At 72.2% G+C, this 15,984-nt stretch carries 17 protein-coding genes; 9 read left to right on the top strand and 8 right to left on the bottom strand.

The window, feature by feature from the left end:
- Positions 1–22 precede the first annotated feature (22 nt).
- Genes PV682_RS10265 through PV682_RS10240 form a run of 6 tightly spaced genes read right to left on the bottom strand, consistent with a single transcriptional unit; the run spans position 23 to position 5,445 of the window.
- Positions 23–868: a fumarylacetoacetate hydrolase family protein gene (locus tag PV682_RS10265; protein WP_319726398.1), complete on the bottom strand. Its 846-nt coding sequence runs from the start codon at positions 866–868 to the stop codon at positions 23–25.
- Positions 865–1,779 (bottom strand): 3,4-dihydroxyphenylacetate 2,3-dioxygenase, encoded by a 915-nt coding sequence (locus tag PV682_RS10260; protein ID WP_319726397.1) that lies wholly within the window; start codon positions 1,777–1,779, stop codon positions 865–867. The genes PV682_RS10265 and PV682_RS10260 overlap by 4 nt, the downstream gene beginning before the upstream one ends.
- On the bottom strand, positions 1,772–3,226 hold the full coding sequence (locus PV682_RS10255) for an aldehyde dehydrogenase (protein WP_319726394.1): 1,455 nt from the start codon (positions 3,224–3,226) through the stop codon (positions 1,772–1,774). Before PV682_RS10255 ends, PV682_RS10260 begins: the two co-directional genes overlap by 8 nt.
- Positions 3,223–4,044, bottom strand: coding sequence for an acetoacetate decarboxylase family protein (locus tag PV682_RS10250; protein WP_319726393.1), 822 nt, complete (start codon positions 4,042–4,044; stop codon positions 3,223–3,225). Before PV682_RS10250 ends, PV682_RS10255 begins: the two co-directional genes overlap by 4 nt.
- Positions 4,041–5,252, bottom strand: a complete 1,212-nt coding sequence (locus PV682_RS10245) for an NAD(P)/FAD-dependent oxidoreductase (RefSeq protein ID WP_319726391.1) — start codon at positions 5,250–5,252, stop codon at positions 4,041–4,043. The genes PV682_RS10250 and PV682_RS10245 overlap by 4 nt, the downstream gene beginning before the upstream one ends.
- 4 nt (positions 5,253–5,256) lie before the next feature.
- Entirely contained in the window at positions 5,257–5,445 is a 189-nt protein-coding gene (locus PV682_RS10240) for a ferredoxin (protein ID WP_055721349.1), read from the bottom strand.
- 174 nt (positions 5,446–5,619) lie between these two features.
- Between PV682_RS10240 and PV682_RS10235 the strand changes: the two genes are divergently transcribed.
- The 3 genes from PV682_RS10235 to PV682_RS10225 all read left to right on the top strand — a co-directional run bounded on the left by PV682_RS10235 (position 5,620) and on the right by PV682_RS10225 (position 8,910).
- The gene (locus PV682_RS10235; RefSeq protein ID WP_319726389.1) at positions 5,620–6,963 is read left to right on the top strand and encodes a glutamine synthetase family protein; all 1,344 of its coding nucleotides are present in this window, start codon (positions 5,620–5,622) and stop codon (positions 6,961–6,963) included.
- 20 nt (positions 6,964–6,983) lie between these two features.
- The gene (locus PV682_RS10230; protein ID WP_319726387.1) at positions 6,984–8,270 is read left to right on the top strand and encodes a cytochrome P450; all 1,287 of its coding nucleotides are present in this window, start codon (positions 6,984–6,986) and stop codon (positions 8,268–8,270) included.
- 103 nt (positions 8,271–8,373) lie between these two features.
- Positions 8,374–8,910, top strand: coding sequence for a snapalysin family zinc-dependent metalloprotease (locus PV682_RS10225; protein WP_319726385.1), 537 nt, complete (start codon positions 8,374–8,376; stop codon positions 8,908–8,910).
- A gap of 159 nt (positions 8,911–9,069) precedes the next feature.
- Here PV682_RS10225 and PV682_RS10220 read toward each other — a convergent pair whose 3' ends face one another.
- Together PV682_RS10220 and PV682_RS10215 are read right to left on the bottom strand one after the other, a co-directional pair.
- Positions 9,070–9,699 (bottom strand): DUF6461 domain-containing protein, encoded by a 630-nt coding sequence (locus tag PV682_RS10220; RefSeq protein ID WP_319726382.1) that lies wholly within the window; start codon positions 9,697–9,699, stop codon positions 9,070–9,072.
- A gap of 148 nt (positions 9,700–9,847) precedes the next feature.
- A complete protein-coding gene (locus PV682_RS10215) occupies positions 9,848–10,396 on the bottom strand; it encodes an RICIN domain-containing protein (protein WP_319726380.1) in 549 nt (182 codons plus the stop codon).
- 275 nt (positions 10,397–10,671) lie between these two features.
- On the opposite strand from PV682_RS10215, the gene PV682_RS10210 reads away from it, so the two are divergent.
- From PV682_RS10210 to PV682_RS10185, 6 genes are all read left to right on the top strand, one after another.
- Complete coding sequence (locus tag PV682_RS10210; protein WP_319726377.1) at positions 10,672–12,933, top strand: PA14 domain-containing protein; 2,262 nt, start codon at positions 10,672–10,674, stop codon at positions 12,931–12,933.
- Positions 12,934–13,121: 188 nt separating this feature from the next.
- Positions 13,122–13,685 carry a snapalysin family zinc-dependent metalloprotease gene (locus PV682_RS10205; RefSeq protein WP_319726376.1) on the top strand — a complete coding sequence of 188 codons (564 nt, stop codon included), beginning with the start codon at positions 13,122–13,124 and terminating at the stop codon, positions 13,683–13,685.
- 164 nt (positions 13,686–13,849) lie between these two features.
- A complete protein-coding gene (locus PV682_RS10200) occupies positions 13,850–14,227 on the top strand; it encodes a nuclear transport factor 2 family protein (RefSeq protein WP_055721357.1) in 378 nt (125 codons plus the stop codon).
- Between the two features lie 54 nt (positions 14,228–14,281).
- Entirely contained in the window at positions 14,282–15,010 is a 729-nt protein-coding gene (locus PV682_RS10195) for a 2OG-Fe(II) oxygenase (protein ID WP_319726370.1), read from the top strand.
- The gene (locus tag PV682_RS10190; RefSeq protein ID WP_319726369.1) at positions 15,007–15,327 is read left to right on the top strand and encodes a metal-binding protein; all 321 of its coding nucleotides are present in this window, start codon (positions 15,007–15,009) and stop codon (positions 15,325–15,327) included. The genes PV682_RS10195 and PV682_RS10190 overlap by 4 nt, the downstream gene beginning before the upstream one ends.
- Complete coding sequence (locus PV682_RS10185; RefSeq protein ID WP_319726366.1) at positions 15,314–15,883, top strand: ABC transporter substrate-binding protein; 570 nt, start codon at positions 15,314–15,316, stop codon at positions 15,881–15,883. The genes PV682_RS10190 and PV682_RS10185 overlap by 14 nt, the downstream gene beginning before the upstream one ends.
- Positions 15,884–15,984: the final 101 nt, after the last annotated feature.

Here is a 15,984-nt window from a genome sequence, read left to right as displayed (position 1 = left end):
CCGACCCTACCGGCGCCGACGCTCACCGCCGCGGCGGCCTGATCCCCCGGAACTCCCAGTCGCCGCCGAGCGCGGTGGACAGGACCTCCTCGGACTCGGTGGGCTGTGCGCCGACGTCGGTGCGGATCGGGGTGGGGCCGGCGACGACGTGGCTGGTGAGCCTGCCGAGGCCCTCGACCTCGACCTCCACGACGTCCCCGGGCCGCACGGGCCGCGAGCCCGCCGGGGTGCCGGAGAGCAGGACGTCGCCGGGGTACAGGGTGATGGTGCGGGCGATGTCGGCGACGAGGTAGTGCATGTCCCACTGCATCTCGTCGGTCGAACCGTCCTGCACGACACGCCCGTTGACGTACGTCCGCAGCCGCTTGCCGGGGAAGTCCCAGCCGGTGACCAGACCCGGGCCGAGCGGGCACAGCGTGTCGGAGCCCTTCACCCGCAGCATCGAACCGGCGTCCGTGTCCCGGAAGTCGTGCAGCCCGAAGTCGTTGGCGATCGTGTACCCGGCGATGAACTCCCCCGCTTCGGAAGGGGAGATGTTGCGCGCGGTCCGCCCGATCACGATGGCGACCTCGCCCTCGTAGTTGAGCCAGGTACAGCCCTCGGGGCGGACCACGGCGCCCCGGTGGGAGTTGAGGGAGGAGGTCGGCTTGTGGAAGTAGGTGGGTGTGTCGGGGAGCTGGATGCGGAACTCCTCGACGCGGCTGCGGTGGTTGAGGTGGACGGCGATCACCTTGGACGGCACGACCGGCGGCAGGTGGTGGGCCTCGTCGGCCTTGACGCGGCGGCCGTCCCCGGCGACGAGTTCGTCCCCGTCGGGGGTGACCTGGACGGCGGCGCCGTCCAGGAGGATGCGGCGGTACTCGGTCATGGCGTGTCCTTCCGTGCGGGGCGGTCGCCGGTCCAGCCGTCGGCCGGCCGGTCGAACCAGAGGTGGACCTGGCCGGTCCCGACGGAGTTCTCGTACTCCCCGTACCGCCGGCCCTTCGCCAGGCAGCGCTGTTCGCCCAGCGCGCCGGCCATCATCAGGTAGTGGAAGAACCTCGCCTCGGGCTTCACCTTCCAGAACGCGTCCATCGTGTCGAGGACCTTGTCGTGCCGGCCCTCCTGGAACCAGGCGATCCGCTCCAGGTCGGCCTCGCGGGCCTCGGGCGTGCGGATGTGCGCCGGATCGCTCGCCTCGTGGTCCCGCAACTCGCGCAGCGGCCAGAAGGTGTGCGAGAGGGCGCCGGACGCGATGAGCAGGACGCGGCGTCCCGGGGTGGCGGCGATGCCGTCGGCCAGGGCGCGGCCGAGGCGGAGGTGGTCCTCCATGTCGCCGGTCTGGCAGACGCCGATGCTCACCCAGCGCTTGTCCGGAAGGCCCTCGCCGAGGAACTTCCACAGGTTGAGGGTGGCGTAGTGGACCGGCAGGTACGTGTCGTCGATCGCGGTGATCCAGGTGCCGTGCTTGTCGGCGAACCTCTCGACGTTGGCGGCGAGTTCGGGGTCGCCGGGGAAGTCGTACGGCATCCGGCACATGCCGCGCGGCAGCTCCTCGGACGTGAACAGGCCCGCCCGGCGCGGCTGCGCGGTGACGACGAACTCGACCGTCGTCGCCCAGTGGGAGTCCAGGACGACGACGGTGTCGTAGTCGTCGGACTCGAAGACGTCCGCACGGAGCTGTTGGAGACCGGTGACGAGGGTGATCTCCTTGCCCTCGTTGAGTTCCAGCCGGGTGGCCTCGGGCAGGACGATGGTGGGGACGTGGGCGAGCAGGCCCGCGCCGACGATCTCACCCATGGCTGTTCCATCCGTTCGGGGCGGTGACGGTGTTCTTCAGGTCGCAGTAGAAGTCGAAGCTCCAGGTGCCGCCCTCGCGGCCGGCGCCGGAGAGCCGGGAGCCGCCGAAGGGCGCCCGGAGATCGCGGACGAAGAAGCAGTTCACCCAGACCGTGCCCGCGACGAGCCGGGCGGTGACGCGTTCGGCGCGTTCGGGGTCGCCGGTGGCGAGGGTGGCGGCGAGCCCGAAGCGGGTGCCGTTGGCGAGGCGGACCGCCTCGTCCTCGCCGGTGAAGGTCTGGAGGGTGAGGACCGGGCCGAAGACCTCCTCCTGCACGATCTCCGAGTCCTGGTCGACACCGGCGAGGAGGGTCGGCGCGTAGTACTGGCCGCCGCCGGGACGGCCGCCGATGACGGCGCGGGCCCCTTCGGAGAGCGCCCGCCGGACGAAGCCGTCGATCTTCTCCAGTTGCCGGGGATGGATGACCGGCCCGATGTCGGTGGCCTCGTCACGCGGGTCGCCCTGCCGGAGACCGGCCGCCTTGGCGACGAAGCGCTCCGTGAACTCCTCGGCGACGGTGTTCTCGACGAGGATGCGCGTCGCCGCCAGACAGACCTGGCCGGCGTTGTCGTACTGCTCCACCGCGAGGTCCACGGCGAGGTCCAGGTCGGCGTCCGCGAACACCAGCAGGGGGGACTTGCCGCCGAGTTCGAGGCTCAGCGGCGTCAGGTTCGCGGCGGCCGATGCGGCGATGCGCCGCGCCGTCGGCACGGACCCGGTGAAGCTGATGCGCCGTACGCCGGGGTGCGAGGTGAGGGCGTCGCCGATCTCGGCGCCGTAGCCCTGGACGACGTTCAGGACCCCGGCGGGCAGTCCCGCCCCGGCGGCGATGTCGGCGAGCAGCGAGGCCGTGAGCGGCGACCACTCGGCGGGCTTGAGGACGACGGTGTTCCCGGCGGCGAGCGCGGGGGCGACCTTCCACGTGGCCAGCATCAGGGGGGCGTTCCACGGGGTGATCAGGACGCAGGGCCCGGCCGGGTCCCAGCTGACGTGGTTGGTGTGCCCCCGGGTCGCGAAGTCCTCGTGCTCCAGCGTCAGCAGCCGGTCCGCGAAGAAGCGGAAGTTGTGCGCGACCCGGGGCATGACACCCCGGCGGTGGGAGCGCAGCAGGGCGCCGTTGTCGGTGGTCTCGACGATCGCGAGGTCTTCGAGGCGCTTCTCGACGCCGTCGGCGATGGCGTGCAGGACGCGGGCGCGTTCGGCGCGGGGCGTGGCGGCCCAGGAGGGGAAGGCGTCACGGGCGGCGGCGACAGCGGCCTCGGCCTCGGCGGGCCCGCCCCGGGAGACTTCGCCGAGCGTGCCGCCGTCGATGGGGGAGCGGTCGGTGAACGTGCTGGGGGAGGCGACGCGTCGGCCGCCGATCCAGTGCCGGGTGTCGACGGGGACCCCGGAAACAGTGATCTTCATGTGTACGTCTCCCCTTCGCTCTCGGACGTGCCGGACTCCAGCAGCCGCCCCCCGTCCCACACCACCCCGACCTGCCGGTAGTACGCGGCGATCGGCTCCCGCACCTCCAGCCGGGCCAGTTCCTCGGTGGGTGCCTCGAACAGCTCCAACTCGGCCTCGCCCACCCACGGCTGCCCACCCTCGAAGGCGGCGGCCCCGGACTCGATCAGCTCGTCGAGCGCGAGCCCCTTCCCCTTCTCGACGGACGGCAGCCACCGGTGATGGGCCATCGGATGCCCGTTGACGAACCCGTTCGTCGGGGACGGCTCCCGCAGGGTCACCACGGCCTGGGCGAGCCGCCGGTCGGCGGCGGCCAGCGTCGCCCCGAACCGGGCCCCCGCCTCGATCCGCGGAGCGGGCCCGTACGGGTGCGGACGCGTCTGATGGATCGACCCGAGCTTCTTCGGATACCCCTGGTGCAGGCCCCGCGCGATGGCGAAGTCCTTGTCGACCCAGATGAACACGCACCGCGAGTACGTCCGCCCCCGGTAGGAGCAGCGCACCACCGCGAACGCCTCCTTGTACTGCGCCCGCACCGGATCGAGCAGCTCCTCCCCGGACTCCGCGCAGGACTGCCAGTCGGCCCAGATCAACGCGACCGCGCCCGGCTCCTCCTCGGCCAACTCCAAAGGGTGGGGGAGCAGTTCACGTACCCGTTCCGGGTCCGTGCGGTACTCGACGGTCAGCAGATCCCCGGAGTACCGCCAGGGCGGCGCAGGAATCGACGACGACGCCCCGCTCACCGTCTTCGGCGGGAAGAACCCGCGCACACCCGTCATGACAGAGAACTCCTCACAGGTTGCGACAACTCGGCACGCAGCCGCGCGGCCCGCGCGACGACGCGGGCCCCGCCCAGCGCGACGACCCCGACGAGCAGCCCCTCGCGGTGGTAGCCCACGAGGACGTCACCGTCCGGGTCGCCGTCGAGGACCCGGACGTCCCCGAGCCCCAGCGAGGGCGCCCCGAACGACTGGAGCCGGAAGTCGTGCTGGTCGCTCCAGAAGGTGGGCAGCGGCGAGAACGGCGCCGGCTCGACGCGGGAACCGGAGAGGTGGGCGGCGAGAACGCGCGCCGCGTGCCTCGCCGTGTCCGTGGGCATCGACCAGTGCTCGACGCGGCGCGGCACCTCGTCGTACCGCGCGTTGGGAAAGCGCGCCACGTCGCCCACCGCGACGACCTCCGGACGTCCCCCGGCCCGCAACCGCCCGTCGGTCAGTACGCCGTCGGAGAGGTCGAGCCCGTTGCCGTCGAGCCACTCGGTGTTGGCGAGGGACCCGACCGACTCCACGACGACGTCGGCCCCCAGCACCACCCCGTCGGAGAGCACCACCCCGCTGACCCGCCCGTCCCCCTCGAACCCGGCGACCCCGGCCCCGAGGACGAACCGCACCCCTCGCCGCCGATGCCGCTCCAGCAGGCACCCGGCGAGGAGGTCCCCGAGCGGCCCCACCAGGGGCAGCGCCAGCGGATCGACGACGGTCACCGAGCCCGCGCCGAGCGCCACCGCCGTGGCGGCGACCTCGCACCCGATGAACCCGGCCCCCACCACGACGACCCGCGCCCCCGGCCGGGTCAGCTCCCGGCGCAGTGCGCGCGCGTCGGCGATCGTCCGCACCGTGTGGCGCCCGGCGAGCGGCCCGGGACAGCGCAGGCGCCGGGGCCGGGTCCCGGTGGCGATCACCAGCCCGTCGTACGACAGCCGCTCCCCGTCCGCGAGTCGGACGGTCCGCCGGTCGAGGTCGGCGGCGGTGACCGCCGTGCCGAGCCGCCAGCGGACGTCCGCGACGCTCGCGCGGGGGCGGAAGGCGAGCGACTCGAAAGGCGCCCGCCCCGCGAGGGCCTCCTTGGACAAGGGGGGCCGGTTGTAGGGCATGTGGGGTTCGTCGCCGACGACGGTGACCTGCCCCGTCCAGCCGGCGGCGCGCAGTTGTTCGGCGGCGCGCAGCCCGGCCAGGGAGGCGCCGGCCACGAGGACGCTCGTGTGCACGGGCTCAGTCCTCGATCCGGATGGCCTGGAGGGGGCACACGTCGGCGGCCTCCTCGACCTCCTCGCGCAGCGCCTCGCCGGGGTCGGAGACGTGGGCGAGGTGTCCGGCGTCGTCGAAGCGGAAGACGTCGGGGGCGGCGAAGACGCACTGGCCGTGGTCCTGGCACTTGTTCATGTCGACGACGACCTTCATGGCCGGTCCTCCCGGGTACTCAGGGGTGTCGCCCAGTTCGTTTGATGCCAAACAACATAAGGACGGCCGCGCCCCCGGTCAAGAGCTGTCCAGATGGATAAATATCTGCGGCGCACCCCTTGCGGGGCCGGGAGCCCCTCCCTACTGTTTGACGCCAAACGAGAGGGGATGCCGGTGAGCGCATCTGTCCACCACCACCTGGAGCGGCTGGCCGCCGAGGGCATCGACGTCGTCCGCGTGACCTATCCCGACCTCATCGGCACCGAACGCGCCCGGGACGTCCTGCTCGACCACCTCCCCGACGCCGCCGGCCACGGCCTCGCCTTCTGCCGCGCCGTCTACCACACCAGCCCCCAGGGCGACGTCGTCCCGGTGACCGGCGGACTCGACGCCGGACTGCCCGACATCCGCGTCCACCCCGACCTCGACACCCTGATCGCCCTGCCCTGGGAACCCGGCGTCGCCGCCTGCCTCGGCGACGTCACCGACCCCGCCACCGGACGCCCCGCCCCCGAGTCGCCGCGCGACCTGCTGCGCACCGTCCTCGACCGCTGCCACACCCACGGACTGCGCCCGGTCGTCGGACCCGAGCTGGAGTACGTCCTGTGCGACCCCGACCCCGACACCCCGGCCGGCTGGCGCCGCTACAGCGAGGCCACCGGCGTCGTCTACACCGCCGGACTGCGCGCCGACGGCGACAACCACCTGCTGCGCACCCTGCGCCAACTGCGCGACCTCGGCATCGGCGTCAGCGGCGGCAACCACGAGTTCGACGGCTCGCAGTTCGAGATCAACCTGACCCACGCCGACGCCCTCACCGCCGCCGACCGCGCCTTCCGCTTCAAGTCCGCCGTCAAGGAACTCGCCCGCAAGGAGGGCCGCCTCGCCACCTTCATGGCGAAACCCTTCAACACGGCCGGCGGCTCCGGCTTCCACCTCCACCTCTCGTGCACCGGCCCCGAGGACACCAACGCCTTCGACGACCCCTCGGCCCCCCACGGCCTGTCGGCCACCGCACGCCACGCGATCACCGGAGTCCTCGCCCACGCCCCCGCCCTGGCCGCGCTCGCCAACCCCACCGTCAACTCCTACAAGCGCTTCGGCCCCGACACCCTCGCCCCCTGGCTGATCGACTGGGGACTCGACAACCGCAGCGCCATGGTCCGCGTCCCGCCCGAACGCGGCGCCGCCACCCGCCTCGAACTGCGCCTCGGCGACGCGAGCGCCAACCCCTACCTGCTGATCGCCGGCACGATCGCCGCCGCCCTGCTGGGCATCCAGTCCGCCCAGGAACCCCCCGCACCACTGGAGGGATACGGCTACGACGCCGCCCGGTCGGCCACGCTCCCGACGACCCTGCCCGCCGCACTCGACGCGCTGGAGGCCGACACCGCGCTCACCGAGATCCTCGGCAAGGACTTCACGGCCTCCTACCTGACGTACAAGCGGGACGAGGTCGCGCGGTTCCGGCGGTACGTCACCGACTGGGAGTTCACCGAGTACGCGTACCACCTGTGAGCCGCGAGGAGCCCACGACCATGATGCCCAGCCCCGTCACCGACGCCGTCCGCGAGCCGATGCCGCTCGGCGACGTCGACCTGACCGACCTCGACCGCTTCACCGACGGCGTCACCCCCTGGCGGATGTTCCACACCCTGCGCCACGAGGACCCCGTCCACTGGCAGCCCGAAGCGGCCCCCAACTCCGGCTTCTGGGCGGTCACCCGGCACGCCGACATCGCCCGCGTCGACCGCGACACCGACACCTTCACCTCCACCCGGTTCGTCAACCTCGAAGAGGTCGACGACGACCAGATCGCGAAACGCGCCTCCATCCTGGAACTCGACGGCGTCCGCCACCGCGCCCTGCGCGCCCTCCTGCAACGGCAGTTCGGCGCGAACGTCATCAACAGCTACGCCGGCTTCCTGCGCGGACTGACCGCCACCACCCTCGACACCGCCCTCGCCAAGGGCACCTTCGACTTCGTCGAGGAGATCTCCGCCGACTTCCCCATCAACGTCCTCGCCCGCCTCCTCGACGTACCCCCCGAGGACAACCGGCGGCTCATCGACTGGGGCAACCGCATCATCGGCAACACCGACCCCGACTACGCGGACGTCCTCCTGCACAGCGAGGAGAGCGAGCGGTACCGCGACCTGCCGTTCCGCTCCCCGGCCTCGCTCGAAGTCTTCGCGTACGGCCGCGAACTGGCCGCGCGGCGGCGCGGCGGCGACGGCACCGACCTGGTGTCGAAGCTGGTGAACACCACCCCGAAGGACGGTGTGCCGCTCTCGCCGCAGGACTTCGACAACTACTTCCTGCTCCTGGTCGTCGCGGGCAACGAGACCACCCGGCACACCATCACCCACTCCATGCTGGCCCTCCTCCAGCACCCCGAGCAACTCGCCCGCCTCCAGGAGGACCCCGCCCTGATCCCGGGCGCGGTCGAGGAGTTCCTGCGCTGGGCCTCGCCCGTCTACCACTTCCGCCGCACCGCCACCCGCGACACCGAGCTCGGCGGCAGACACGTCAAGGAGGGCGACAAGGTCGTCATGTGGTTCGCCTCCGGCAACCGCGACGAAGCCGTCTTCGGCGACCCCTACGACTTCGACGTCACCCGCACCGGCAACGACCACGTCACCTTCGGCAAGGGCGGCCCCCACCTCTGCCTCGGCAACCTCCTCGCCCGCACCGAGATCCGCATCATGTTCGAGGAACTGATCCCGCGCCTCGCGAGCATCCGCCTCACCGGGGACGTCCCCCGCGTCCGCTCCAACTTCGTCAACGGCATCAAACGGCTGCCGGTGGCGGTGACCCTGCGCTGATCGGACGTCAAGTCGGCTTATCTGTCCGAGAGTTGATGTTGAGTACGGCCTCACGCAACCCCTAATGTGATCGCGTACTGTCAATTCATGGGAGGCGTCCTTCGTGGCCCGAGCGTTGAGTTTGCTGTCGTCCGCGGTTCTCACGTGCAGTGTTCTGCTGGGGGCCGGCACACCGGCCGTCGCAGCCGACCCCGAGCCGGAGGTCATCCCCATCGACCTGCTGCTCGCCGGCTCCTACACCGACGCGTCCCGCGAGGCGATCGCGATCTGGAACAAGGCGGTTCCGACGATCAAGTTCGTCGAGCAGGACACGCCGGCGGCCCTGCGCGTCATGGAGTACAAGACGGCCAAGGGCATCCGCTCCCACGTCAACATCAAGGGCGCGGGCCGGGGATGGGTCTACCTGGAGGTCGGCGACGCCGCCCTGATCAAACCGTCCCGGATCGTCGTCCACGAACTCGGCCACATCCTGTCCCTGCCCGACCTCGGCCCCGGCAGCCCCTGCTCCAAGGTGATGTCCGGCGCCTGGGCAGGCAACGACTGCACCAACGACCAGCCCGACACCGCCGAAATCACCGAGGTCACAAACTTCTTCGCGACGAACAACGTCGGCGACCGGGTGCCTTGGTGGGCGTCATAACAGCCACCCAGCACACGCCCCACCGACCCTGACGAGGCAGCCGGCCCCGGCGGGTCCGGTCCGGCCTTCGGTCTCGGTGAGCGGCGCGGCTTATGGCCCCGGCTTGGCCTTCGGCTCCGGCGTGGCCTCGGGCCCTCGGCCGGATGCGCGGTCCGGGATCTACAGGATCACGACAGTCCCAGGCGGAACGGGTCCCTCGCCCGCGTAGGTGTCGCCCCGTTGCACCGCCGGGACGTCGTCCTCGGTGAGTGTCAAGCTCGGCCAGGGGGCGGCGAGTGTGTCGTCGTTCAGGGGGATGCCGAGGGTGTTGAGGACGAGGGCCACTATGGGGGCCGTCCCGGTTTCCTCCCCCTCGTGCGCGGCCAGCGTTTCCTCGATTCGGTTCCACCAGGGCGCGGGTCCTTCGGGGCGGGTGTGTTCCATGCCGGGTTCGAAGTTCTCGATGCACGCGCCGTCGCGCCAGTGCTGGAAGACGTCGATGCCGTCGGTGGTGAGGACGCTGTAGGTCTCGGTGCCCCGGGACAGTTTCGCGAGCGGTTCCGCCAGGGAGCCGGTGACGCCGTCCTCCTCGACGCAGAACGTCCACTCGCCGAGTGTTCCGGCGCGCAGGAGCGAGACTCCGTCCTCGCCGGTGAGGAGGTCCGACGCGGTGTCCCAGTCGAGCAGGCGGGCGCGGCCGGGGTCGGCCCCGTACCGGGCGAACACCTCCTCGGGGCTCAGCCCGCGAGTGAAGGTGACGCACATCCAGGCCGCCGCCCAGCGGAGCGAAGCCGTCGCGTTCATGTCCATGTGTGCCGCCCCCCGTCGTCGCGTGGCGCCATGCTACGGGCCGTGCGCCCGCTGAGACGGCTGCCCGGGGATCGGTCCCGGTGTGCGAGCGCGCCGACGCCGTGGGAGGCGACGCCGGGGGCGGTCCCTCCCACGACATCGGGTCGGGTCAGAAGCCCAGCTTCCACTTCTGGTAGCCGCCGCCGTTGCAGCCCGTCACATAGGCGGCGCCGGCGTGGTTGCTGTCCACGCAGGTGTTGAACAGGACGTTCGTCAGCTCGATCCGGTCCCAGCCCGAACCCTTGGCGGCGAAACGCTGGTTCCAGTTTGGGTTGCCGGATTCGTCGCACCAGTAGGTCGTCAGCGCGCCGTGGGCGTTGACGTGCAGGCATCGTCCGGTCGCCTTGTTCTTCACCTGCACCACGTCATAGGTGTCGTGGCGGACGTAGATCGGCTGCCAGGTCTGGTACGCGTTCCCCTGCTGGCAGGGCAGCGTGTAGATGCTTCCCGTGTCGTCGGCGTCCAGACAGCGCCCGGTCTCCCAGTTGCGCAGGAAGTTCTCCCCGACGTACGCGGAGGCGGGGGTCGTGCTCATGAACAGGGCCCCCACGGACATCCCCACGGCGAGGGCCGCCGTCGAACCACGGCGGGCGAAATGCCGGAGGGACGTCCGGACGGGGGCCTGCGTGGACCTGTTCAGCTCTTCCGTACGCACCATGCCTGGTTCCTCTTCTCCCCTTGACACATCACCGATCGAGACAGGGACGGCCGTCCTCGGACGAGGATGCTGCCAGGCGGCATCGGCCGATCCGGCGCTCTCGGCCCTCCAGCGGCCAAGTGCAGGGAAACCTGCCGCGAACCTGCGGGCCCGGCCGAAGTGGTTGACCTGATTCCGCCCGAAACCCCTTCCGTGAACGATCTTGCGAATGGCACGATCGGGGCCGCGTACACATCTCGTTCACATCTCCTGACCGAAAGCGTGACCGTCAGCCCATGCGTATATCCCTCGGCGTGGCACGCCGCACCACGGGAGTAGCCGTGCTCTCCCTGGCCACCGCCCTGACCGGGCTCGCCTTCCCCGCCACCGCGCAGGCGGCCGTGACCTGCGCGCCCGGCGTGTGGAAGGCCCAGTACTACGCGGGCACCGCACTCACCGGCACCCCGAAGGCCACCGTCTGCGACACCGCCATCGCCGAGAACTACGGCCTCGGCGACCCCGCCGGCGTCACCCTGCCGAGGGACAGGTTCGGCGTCCGCTGGACCACCACCCGCGACTTCGGCTCCGGCGGCCCCTTCGACCTGACCCTCGCCGTCCAGGACGGCGCCCGCGTCTACCTCGACGGCTCCCGCAAGATCGACCTGTGGCGCGACGTCAGCCGGACGCAGAAGAGAACCCTGCGCCTGACCGTCCCGCGCGGCACCCACACCCTGCGCGTGGACTTCGCCGCCTTCACCGGCGCCGCAGACATCGCCTTCGCCTACCGGCCCGTCACCGGCGCCCACGACAGGACCGCGCCCCTGGCCCCGGCCGGCGTGAAGGCCGGCTACGCCCCGGCGACCCTGAGGGCGAGCCTCGCCTGGTCCCGCAACCACGAACTGGACCTGGCCGGTTACCGCGTCTACCGCCGCACCGGCCCCACCGGCGCCTGGAGCGCGCTCACCGGCGCCCCGACCACGGCCGCCGCCTTCACCGACACACCCCCGGCCACCGGCGCCACCTACGAGTACGCCCTGCGCGCCGCCGACCGCACCGGCAACCTCTCCCCGCTGTCCGCCCCGGTACGCGTCGTCAGCGCCGACAGGACGGCCCCCGCCACACCGACCGGACTTACGGCCACGTACGACGACTTCGGCGCCCGGCTCTCCTGGTCCGCGGTGACCGGGGCGAGCGCCTACGAGGTGCAGCGCGCCCGCACGCCCGAAGGGCCGTACACCTCCCTCTCCGTGCCCACGCAGAGCACCGCCCTGACCGACCCCGCCGCCACCGCGGGCACGACCCACCACTACCGCGTACGGGCCCTGGACAGCGCCGGCAACGCCTCCGCGTACTCCGCGCCCGTCCGGCTCGACGCGACCGAGCCCAAGCCCCTGCCGCCGGCCGGGGTCTCCGCCAACGGCTGGGTCGACCGCAACACCGTCGGCTGGCGCTACGACGGCGACGCCGCCCACCGGTTCCACGTCTACGCCGCCGAGTCGCCCGACGGCCCCTGGACCCGGCTGACCGGGACCCCGGTCACCGGCCCCGCCTACGACGACTTCACGGCGCCCGTCGGGCAGGCGCGCCACTACCAGGTCAGGACGGTCACGGCGCACGGCACGGAGTCGAACCCCTCGGCGACGGCCTCGGCCACCCGTACCGGCGACGTCACCCCGCCGCACATGCCGTACGGCCTGGACGCGTGGAACGGCACCGACGGCGTGCACATCGCCTGGACGGCCAACACCGACGACACGGACCACTACCTCGTCCTGCGCAAGCCGATGTTCGGCGGCTGGGAGCAGATCGCCGTGGTGCGGGGCGCCGCCTACCTGGACGCCGCCGCCCCGGTCGACGTGCAGTTCGGCTACACCGTCCGCGCCGTCGACGCGGCCGGCAACGTCTCCCCGATGCCCGAGCCCGGCTACGGCACGGTCTACGGCAAGCGCCTGCCGGTCCACGAGAAGCCGGCCGCACCCGCCTCGGTGGCCGCGACGGCCGCGAACGGCCGCGTCACGGTGGAGTGGACCGCGAGCACGTCGGCCGACGTGGCCGGCTACTACGTCTACCGCACGACCTCCCCCGACCCCACGTCGGCCTACGCGGTCTCCCCGCTCCTCAAGGGGACGACGTTCACCGACGAGAACGTGCCCGCGGGCAAGACCTGGTACTACGTCGTACGCGCCGTCAGCACGCACAGCACGTGGTCCGACTTCTCGCCGGTGGCCGACGTCACCCTGCCCTGCCCGGTCATGACCGCGCCGCCCACTCCCCGGATCACCGGAGGCGGCAGGGGCGCCGACTCCGTCCGGCTCGACTGGGAGGCGGGAGCCTGCGACCAGGGGGCCGGCGCCTCGTACAACGTCTACCGGTCCACGTCCGCCGCGGACGTCTTCACCCCTGAGCACCGCATCGCCTCGGGCGTGACACAGCCGACCTACACGGACCTCGGCCTGCCCCGGGCGTACTACTACTACGTCGTCACGGCCGTGGCCGCCGACGGCACCGAATCGTCCCCCCAGGCCCGGCCGTTCGAGATCTCGACGCAGGCGCCCTGAGCTTGCCGGAAGGGATCTGTGACGGAGGACAATCGTGGCATGTGCATGATCTGAAGGGGTGTCGGGGCATACCATCGCAAGGCTCCGAAGGGCGGCCGACGGCCCGTCAGGCCCCACCGGGCCACCGGCCGTTCCTTCGCGCGCCCGGCCCCGCCGGGGCCGGAACCCCCACAGACGAAGGAGCAGCAATGCCCCTCAGCACCTGGCTCAAGGCGGGCACGTGCGCCGCCGCGCTCACCCTCGCCATGGCGAGCGCCGCGACCGCGGCCCCCGCGAGCGCAACACCGACCACCCGGGCGGCCGTGACCCTCCGGTACGACGACAGCCGCGCCGGAGGCTGGGAAGCCGCGATCGCGGCCGGAGTCGCCTCGTGGAACGCGAACGTGAGCAACGTCCGACTGGTGGAAGCGGCACCCGGCACCCGGGCCGAGATCGTGATCGTCGCCACCACGGGCTGGCCGCAGGCCACACTCGGCCCCGTCCGCCCGGGCCGCCAGGTCCGCGTCGAACTCGGCAGCCAGGCCGTGGACGACGGCTACGACAAGACCCGGATCGCCGCCCACGAACTGGGGCACAGCCTCGGCCTGCCCGACACCAAACCCGGCCCCTGCTCCCAGCTGATGTCGGGCTCGAGCGCGGGAACGGCCTGCACCAACGCCGTACCCGACGCGCGGGAACGGTCCCGCGTACAGTCCGCCTACGCCACCGCGCTCGCCCCCGCCGACGGCCGCACCCTCGTCGACGCACCCTGACCACACGGCAACGGCGCCTCCCGGGACCCCTGACAAGGGCCCCGGGAGGCGCCGTTCCGCTGTGCGAGCCGCCCCGTCCGCCCTGACGGCTCCTCCCGGGCTGCGGCCGGCCGGGGGAACTGATCCACTGGCACCGGGAACCGTCCTGACGGAAAGAGGCACACATGTCCGCTGCGGACAACAAGGCGCTGGTGATCGCGTTCTACGAGCAGGCCTTCAACGACTACCAGCCCGAGGCCGCCGCCGCGCATCTCGGCGAGAGCTACACCCAGCACAACCCCGAGGCGCAGGACGGCCCGCAGGCCTTCGCCGGCTACGTCCACTGGCTGCGCGGGCAGTTCCCCGAACTGCGCCTGGACATCAAGCGCGCCATCGCCGAAGGGGACCTGGTGGTCACCCACAGCAATCTGCACCTCAAGCCCGGCGACCGCGGCATGGCCGTCGCCGACTTCTGGCGTGTCGCCGACGGGAAGATCGTCGAGCACTGGGACGTGATCCAGGAAGTGCCCGAGAAGAGCGCCAACGACAACACCATGTTCTGACCGCGCCCCCTGGAGGAGTGAAACCGGACGCCGCGCGGTGGTGTTGGAAAGGGTATGAGCACCGACATCGCCCCCGCCGAGGCCCGCCGGCGGATCGACCGGGCCGACTGGACCGAACTCGCCGCGTCCCTGGACGCACACGGCTGCGCGCTGACCCCGCGCCTGCTCGACCCGGAGCAGTGCCGGGAGATCGCCGGCCTGTACGAGCGGCCCGAGCTGTTCCGCGGCACCGTCGACATGGCCCGGCACCGCTTCGGCTCCGGGACGTACCGGTATTTCACCCATGAGCTGCCCCCGGTGATCGCCGGACTGCGCGCGGCTCTCTACCCGAGGCTGCTGCCCGTCGCCCGGGACTGGGCCGCGCGGCTCGGCCGGCCGGCGCCCTGGCCGGACGAACTGGGGGAGTGGCTGGCGATGTGCCACGAGGCGGGACAGGACCGCTCAGCGCAGATCCTGCTCCGCTACGAGAAGGACGACTGGAACGCCCTGCACCGCGACCTCTTCGGCGATCTCGCCTTCCCCCTCCAGGTCGTCATCGGCCTCGACGAGTACGGCACCGACTACACCGGCGGAGAGTTCCTGCTCGTCGAACAGCGGCCCCGGGCCCAGTCGCGGGGCACCACCGTCGCCCTGCGCCAGGGCCACGGCCTCGTCTTCACCACCCGCGACCGCCCGGTCCCCTCCCGGCGCGGCTGGTCCGCCGGAGCCGTACGGCACGGCGTCTCCACCGTCCACTCCGGCCGACGGCACGCACTGGGCCTGGTCTTCCACGACGCGTCATGACAGCCGGGCCCCGGCGCGAGTACACCCTGCTCGGCCCCGACGGCAGGCCGTACCCCAGCCCGCTGCCGGGCACCCTGGGAGGCCACCGGGGCGGGCGGCTGTACGGCCGCCTGGACTGTCCCTCCGCCGCGCGGGCCCTGGCCCGGGGCGGCTACGTCCGGCAGCGGGTGTTCTTCCCCGACGAGCCCACCGCCGTCGCCGCCGGATACCGGCCCTGCGCGGTGTGCCTGCCCGAGGCGCACCGCCGCTGGAAGGCCCACCGGACGGCGACCGCCCCACCGGACCCGACGGAAGGCACCCCCGATGCGTCCCCGTGAACGACGTGACCCGGCAGCCGCCACCCCGTCGCCGCTCCTCCGCCCCGCCGAACGGGACAGACACGGCGCGCTGCCGCCGCCCTCCCCGCACACGGCGGCCGAACTGGCCGCGCTCATCGGCCTGTTGACGGCACCCCGGCCCCGCATCCGGACCGTGGTGACCGGGCACAGCAGGGATGCCGCCTCCGTACGGACGGCCGCCGCCTTCACCGAGGCGTGGGAGGCGCGCGGCGGCACGGTTCTCACGGTGGTCGACTGGCCGGAGACGGCTGCCTCCTGGCTGCGCGCGGCCCGCCGGATGACCGCCGAGACCCCTGACGCGTGGGTGATCGCCGCGGCGGGCCCCGGGTTCGTCCAGCTCGCCCGGCGGCTGCGGCACAGCACCACCTGGGAGCCGTCGCGCACCTACGCCTTCGGGTCGCTGCGCGACGCCCGCGTCACGGCACAGGCCGGGCCCGGCGTACTGCACGGGCTGCGCGGCGCCGACGCGGACGGCGGCTGGTGGGAGGTCCACGGCGACCAGGTCACCACGTTTCCGTCCCGAACCAGCGGGTGAGAGCGGCCCACAGGATCTGTACCCCTGTCACCTGGGCAGACGCGTTGGCCCGATCCTTCAGTGGCTCTTGCGAGAGTGCAGCCATGACACAGAGCTGTCGG

The organism is Streptomyces niveiscabiei (assembly GCF_033794345.1).
Taxonomy (GTDB): Bacteria; Actinomycetota; Actinomycetes; order Streptomycetales; family Streptomycetaceae; genus Streptomyces; species Streptomyces niveiscabiei.
Note: the sequence above shows the minus strand (reverse complement) of the source record. Positions and strands in the feature narration are given on the sequence as shown.

Coding starts and splice junctions, on each gene's coding strand:
- PV682_RS10230 (WP_319726387.1), top strand. CDS start 6,984: ATGATGCCCAGCCCCGTCACCGACGCCGTCCGCGAGCCGATGCCGCTC.
- PV682_RS10215 (WP_319726380.1), bottom strand. CDS start 10,396: ATGGTGCGTACGGAAGAGCTGAACAGGTCCACGCAGGCCCCCGTCCGG.
- PV682_RS10255 (WP_319726394.1), bottom strand. CDS start 3,226: ATGAAGATCACTGTTTCCGGGGTCCCCGTCGACACCCGGCACTGGATC.
- PV682_RS10240 (WP_055721349.1), bottom strand. CDS start 5,445: ATGAAGGTCGTCGTCGACATGAACAAGTGCCAGGACCACGGCCAGTGC.
- PV682_RS10190 (WP_319726369.1), top strand. CDS start 15,007: ATGACAGCCGGGCCCCGGCGCGAGTACACCCTGCTCGGCCCCGACGGC.
- PV682_RS10265 (WP_319726398.1), bottom strand. CDS start 868: ATGACCGAGTACCGCCGCATCCTCCTGGACGGCGCCGCCGTCCAGGTC.
- PV682_RS10250 (WP_319726393.1), bottom strand. CDS start 4,044: ATGACGGGTGTGCGCGGGTTCTTCCCGCCGAAGACGGTGAGCGGGGCG.
- PV682_RS10220 (WP_319726382.1), bottom strand. CDS start 9,699: ATGGACATGAACGCGACGGCTTCGCTCCGCTGGGCGGCGGCCTGGATG.
- PV682_RS10260 (WP_319726397.1), bottom strand. CDS start 1,779: ATGGGTGAGATCGTCGGCGCGGGCCTGCTCGCCCACGTCCCCACCATC.
- PV682_RS10200 (WP_055721357.1), top strand. CDS start 13,850: ATGTCCGCTGCGGACAACAAGGCGCTGGTGATCGCGTTCTACGAGCAG.
- PV682_RS10195 (WP_319726370.1), top strand. CDS start 14,282: ATGAGCACCGACATCGCCCCCGCCGAGGCCCGCCGGCGGATCGACCGG.
- PV682_RS10185 (WP_319726366.1), top strand. CDS start 15,314: ATGCGTCCCCGTGAACGACGTGACCCGGCAGCCGCCACCCCGTCGCCG.
- PV682_RS10205 (WP_319726376.1), top strand. CDS start 13,122: ATGCCCCTCAGCACCTGGCTCAAGGCGGGCACGTGCGCCGCCGCGCTC.
- PV682_RS10210 (WP_319726377.1), top strand. CDS start 10,672: ATGCGTATATCCCTCGGCGTGGCACGCCGCACCACGGGAGTAGCCGTG.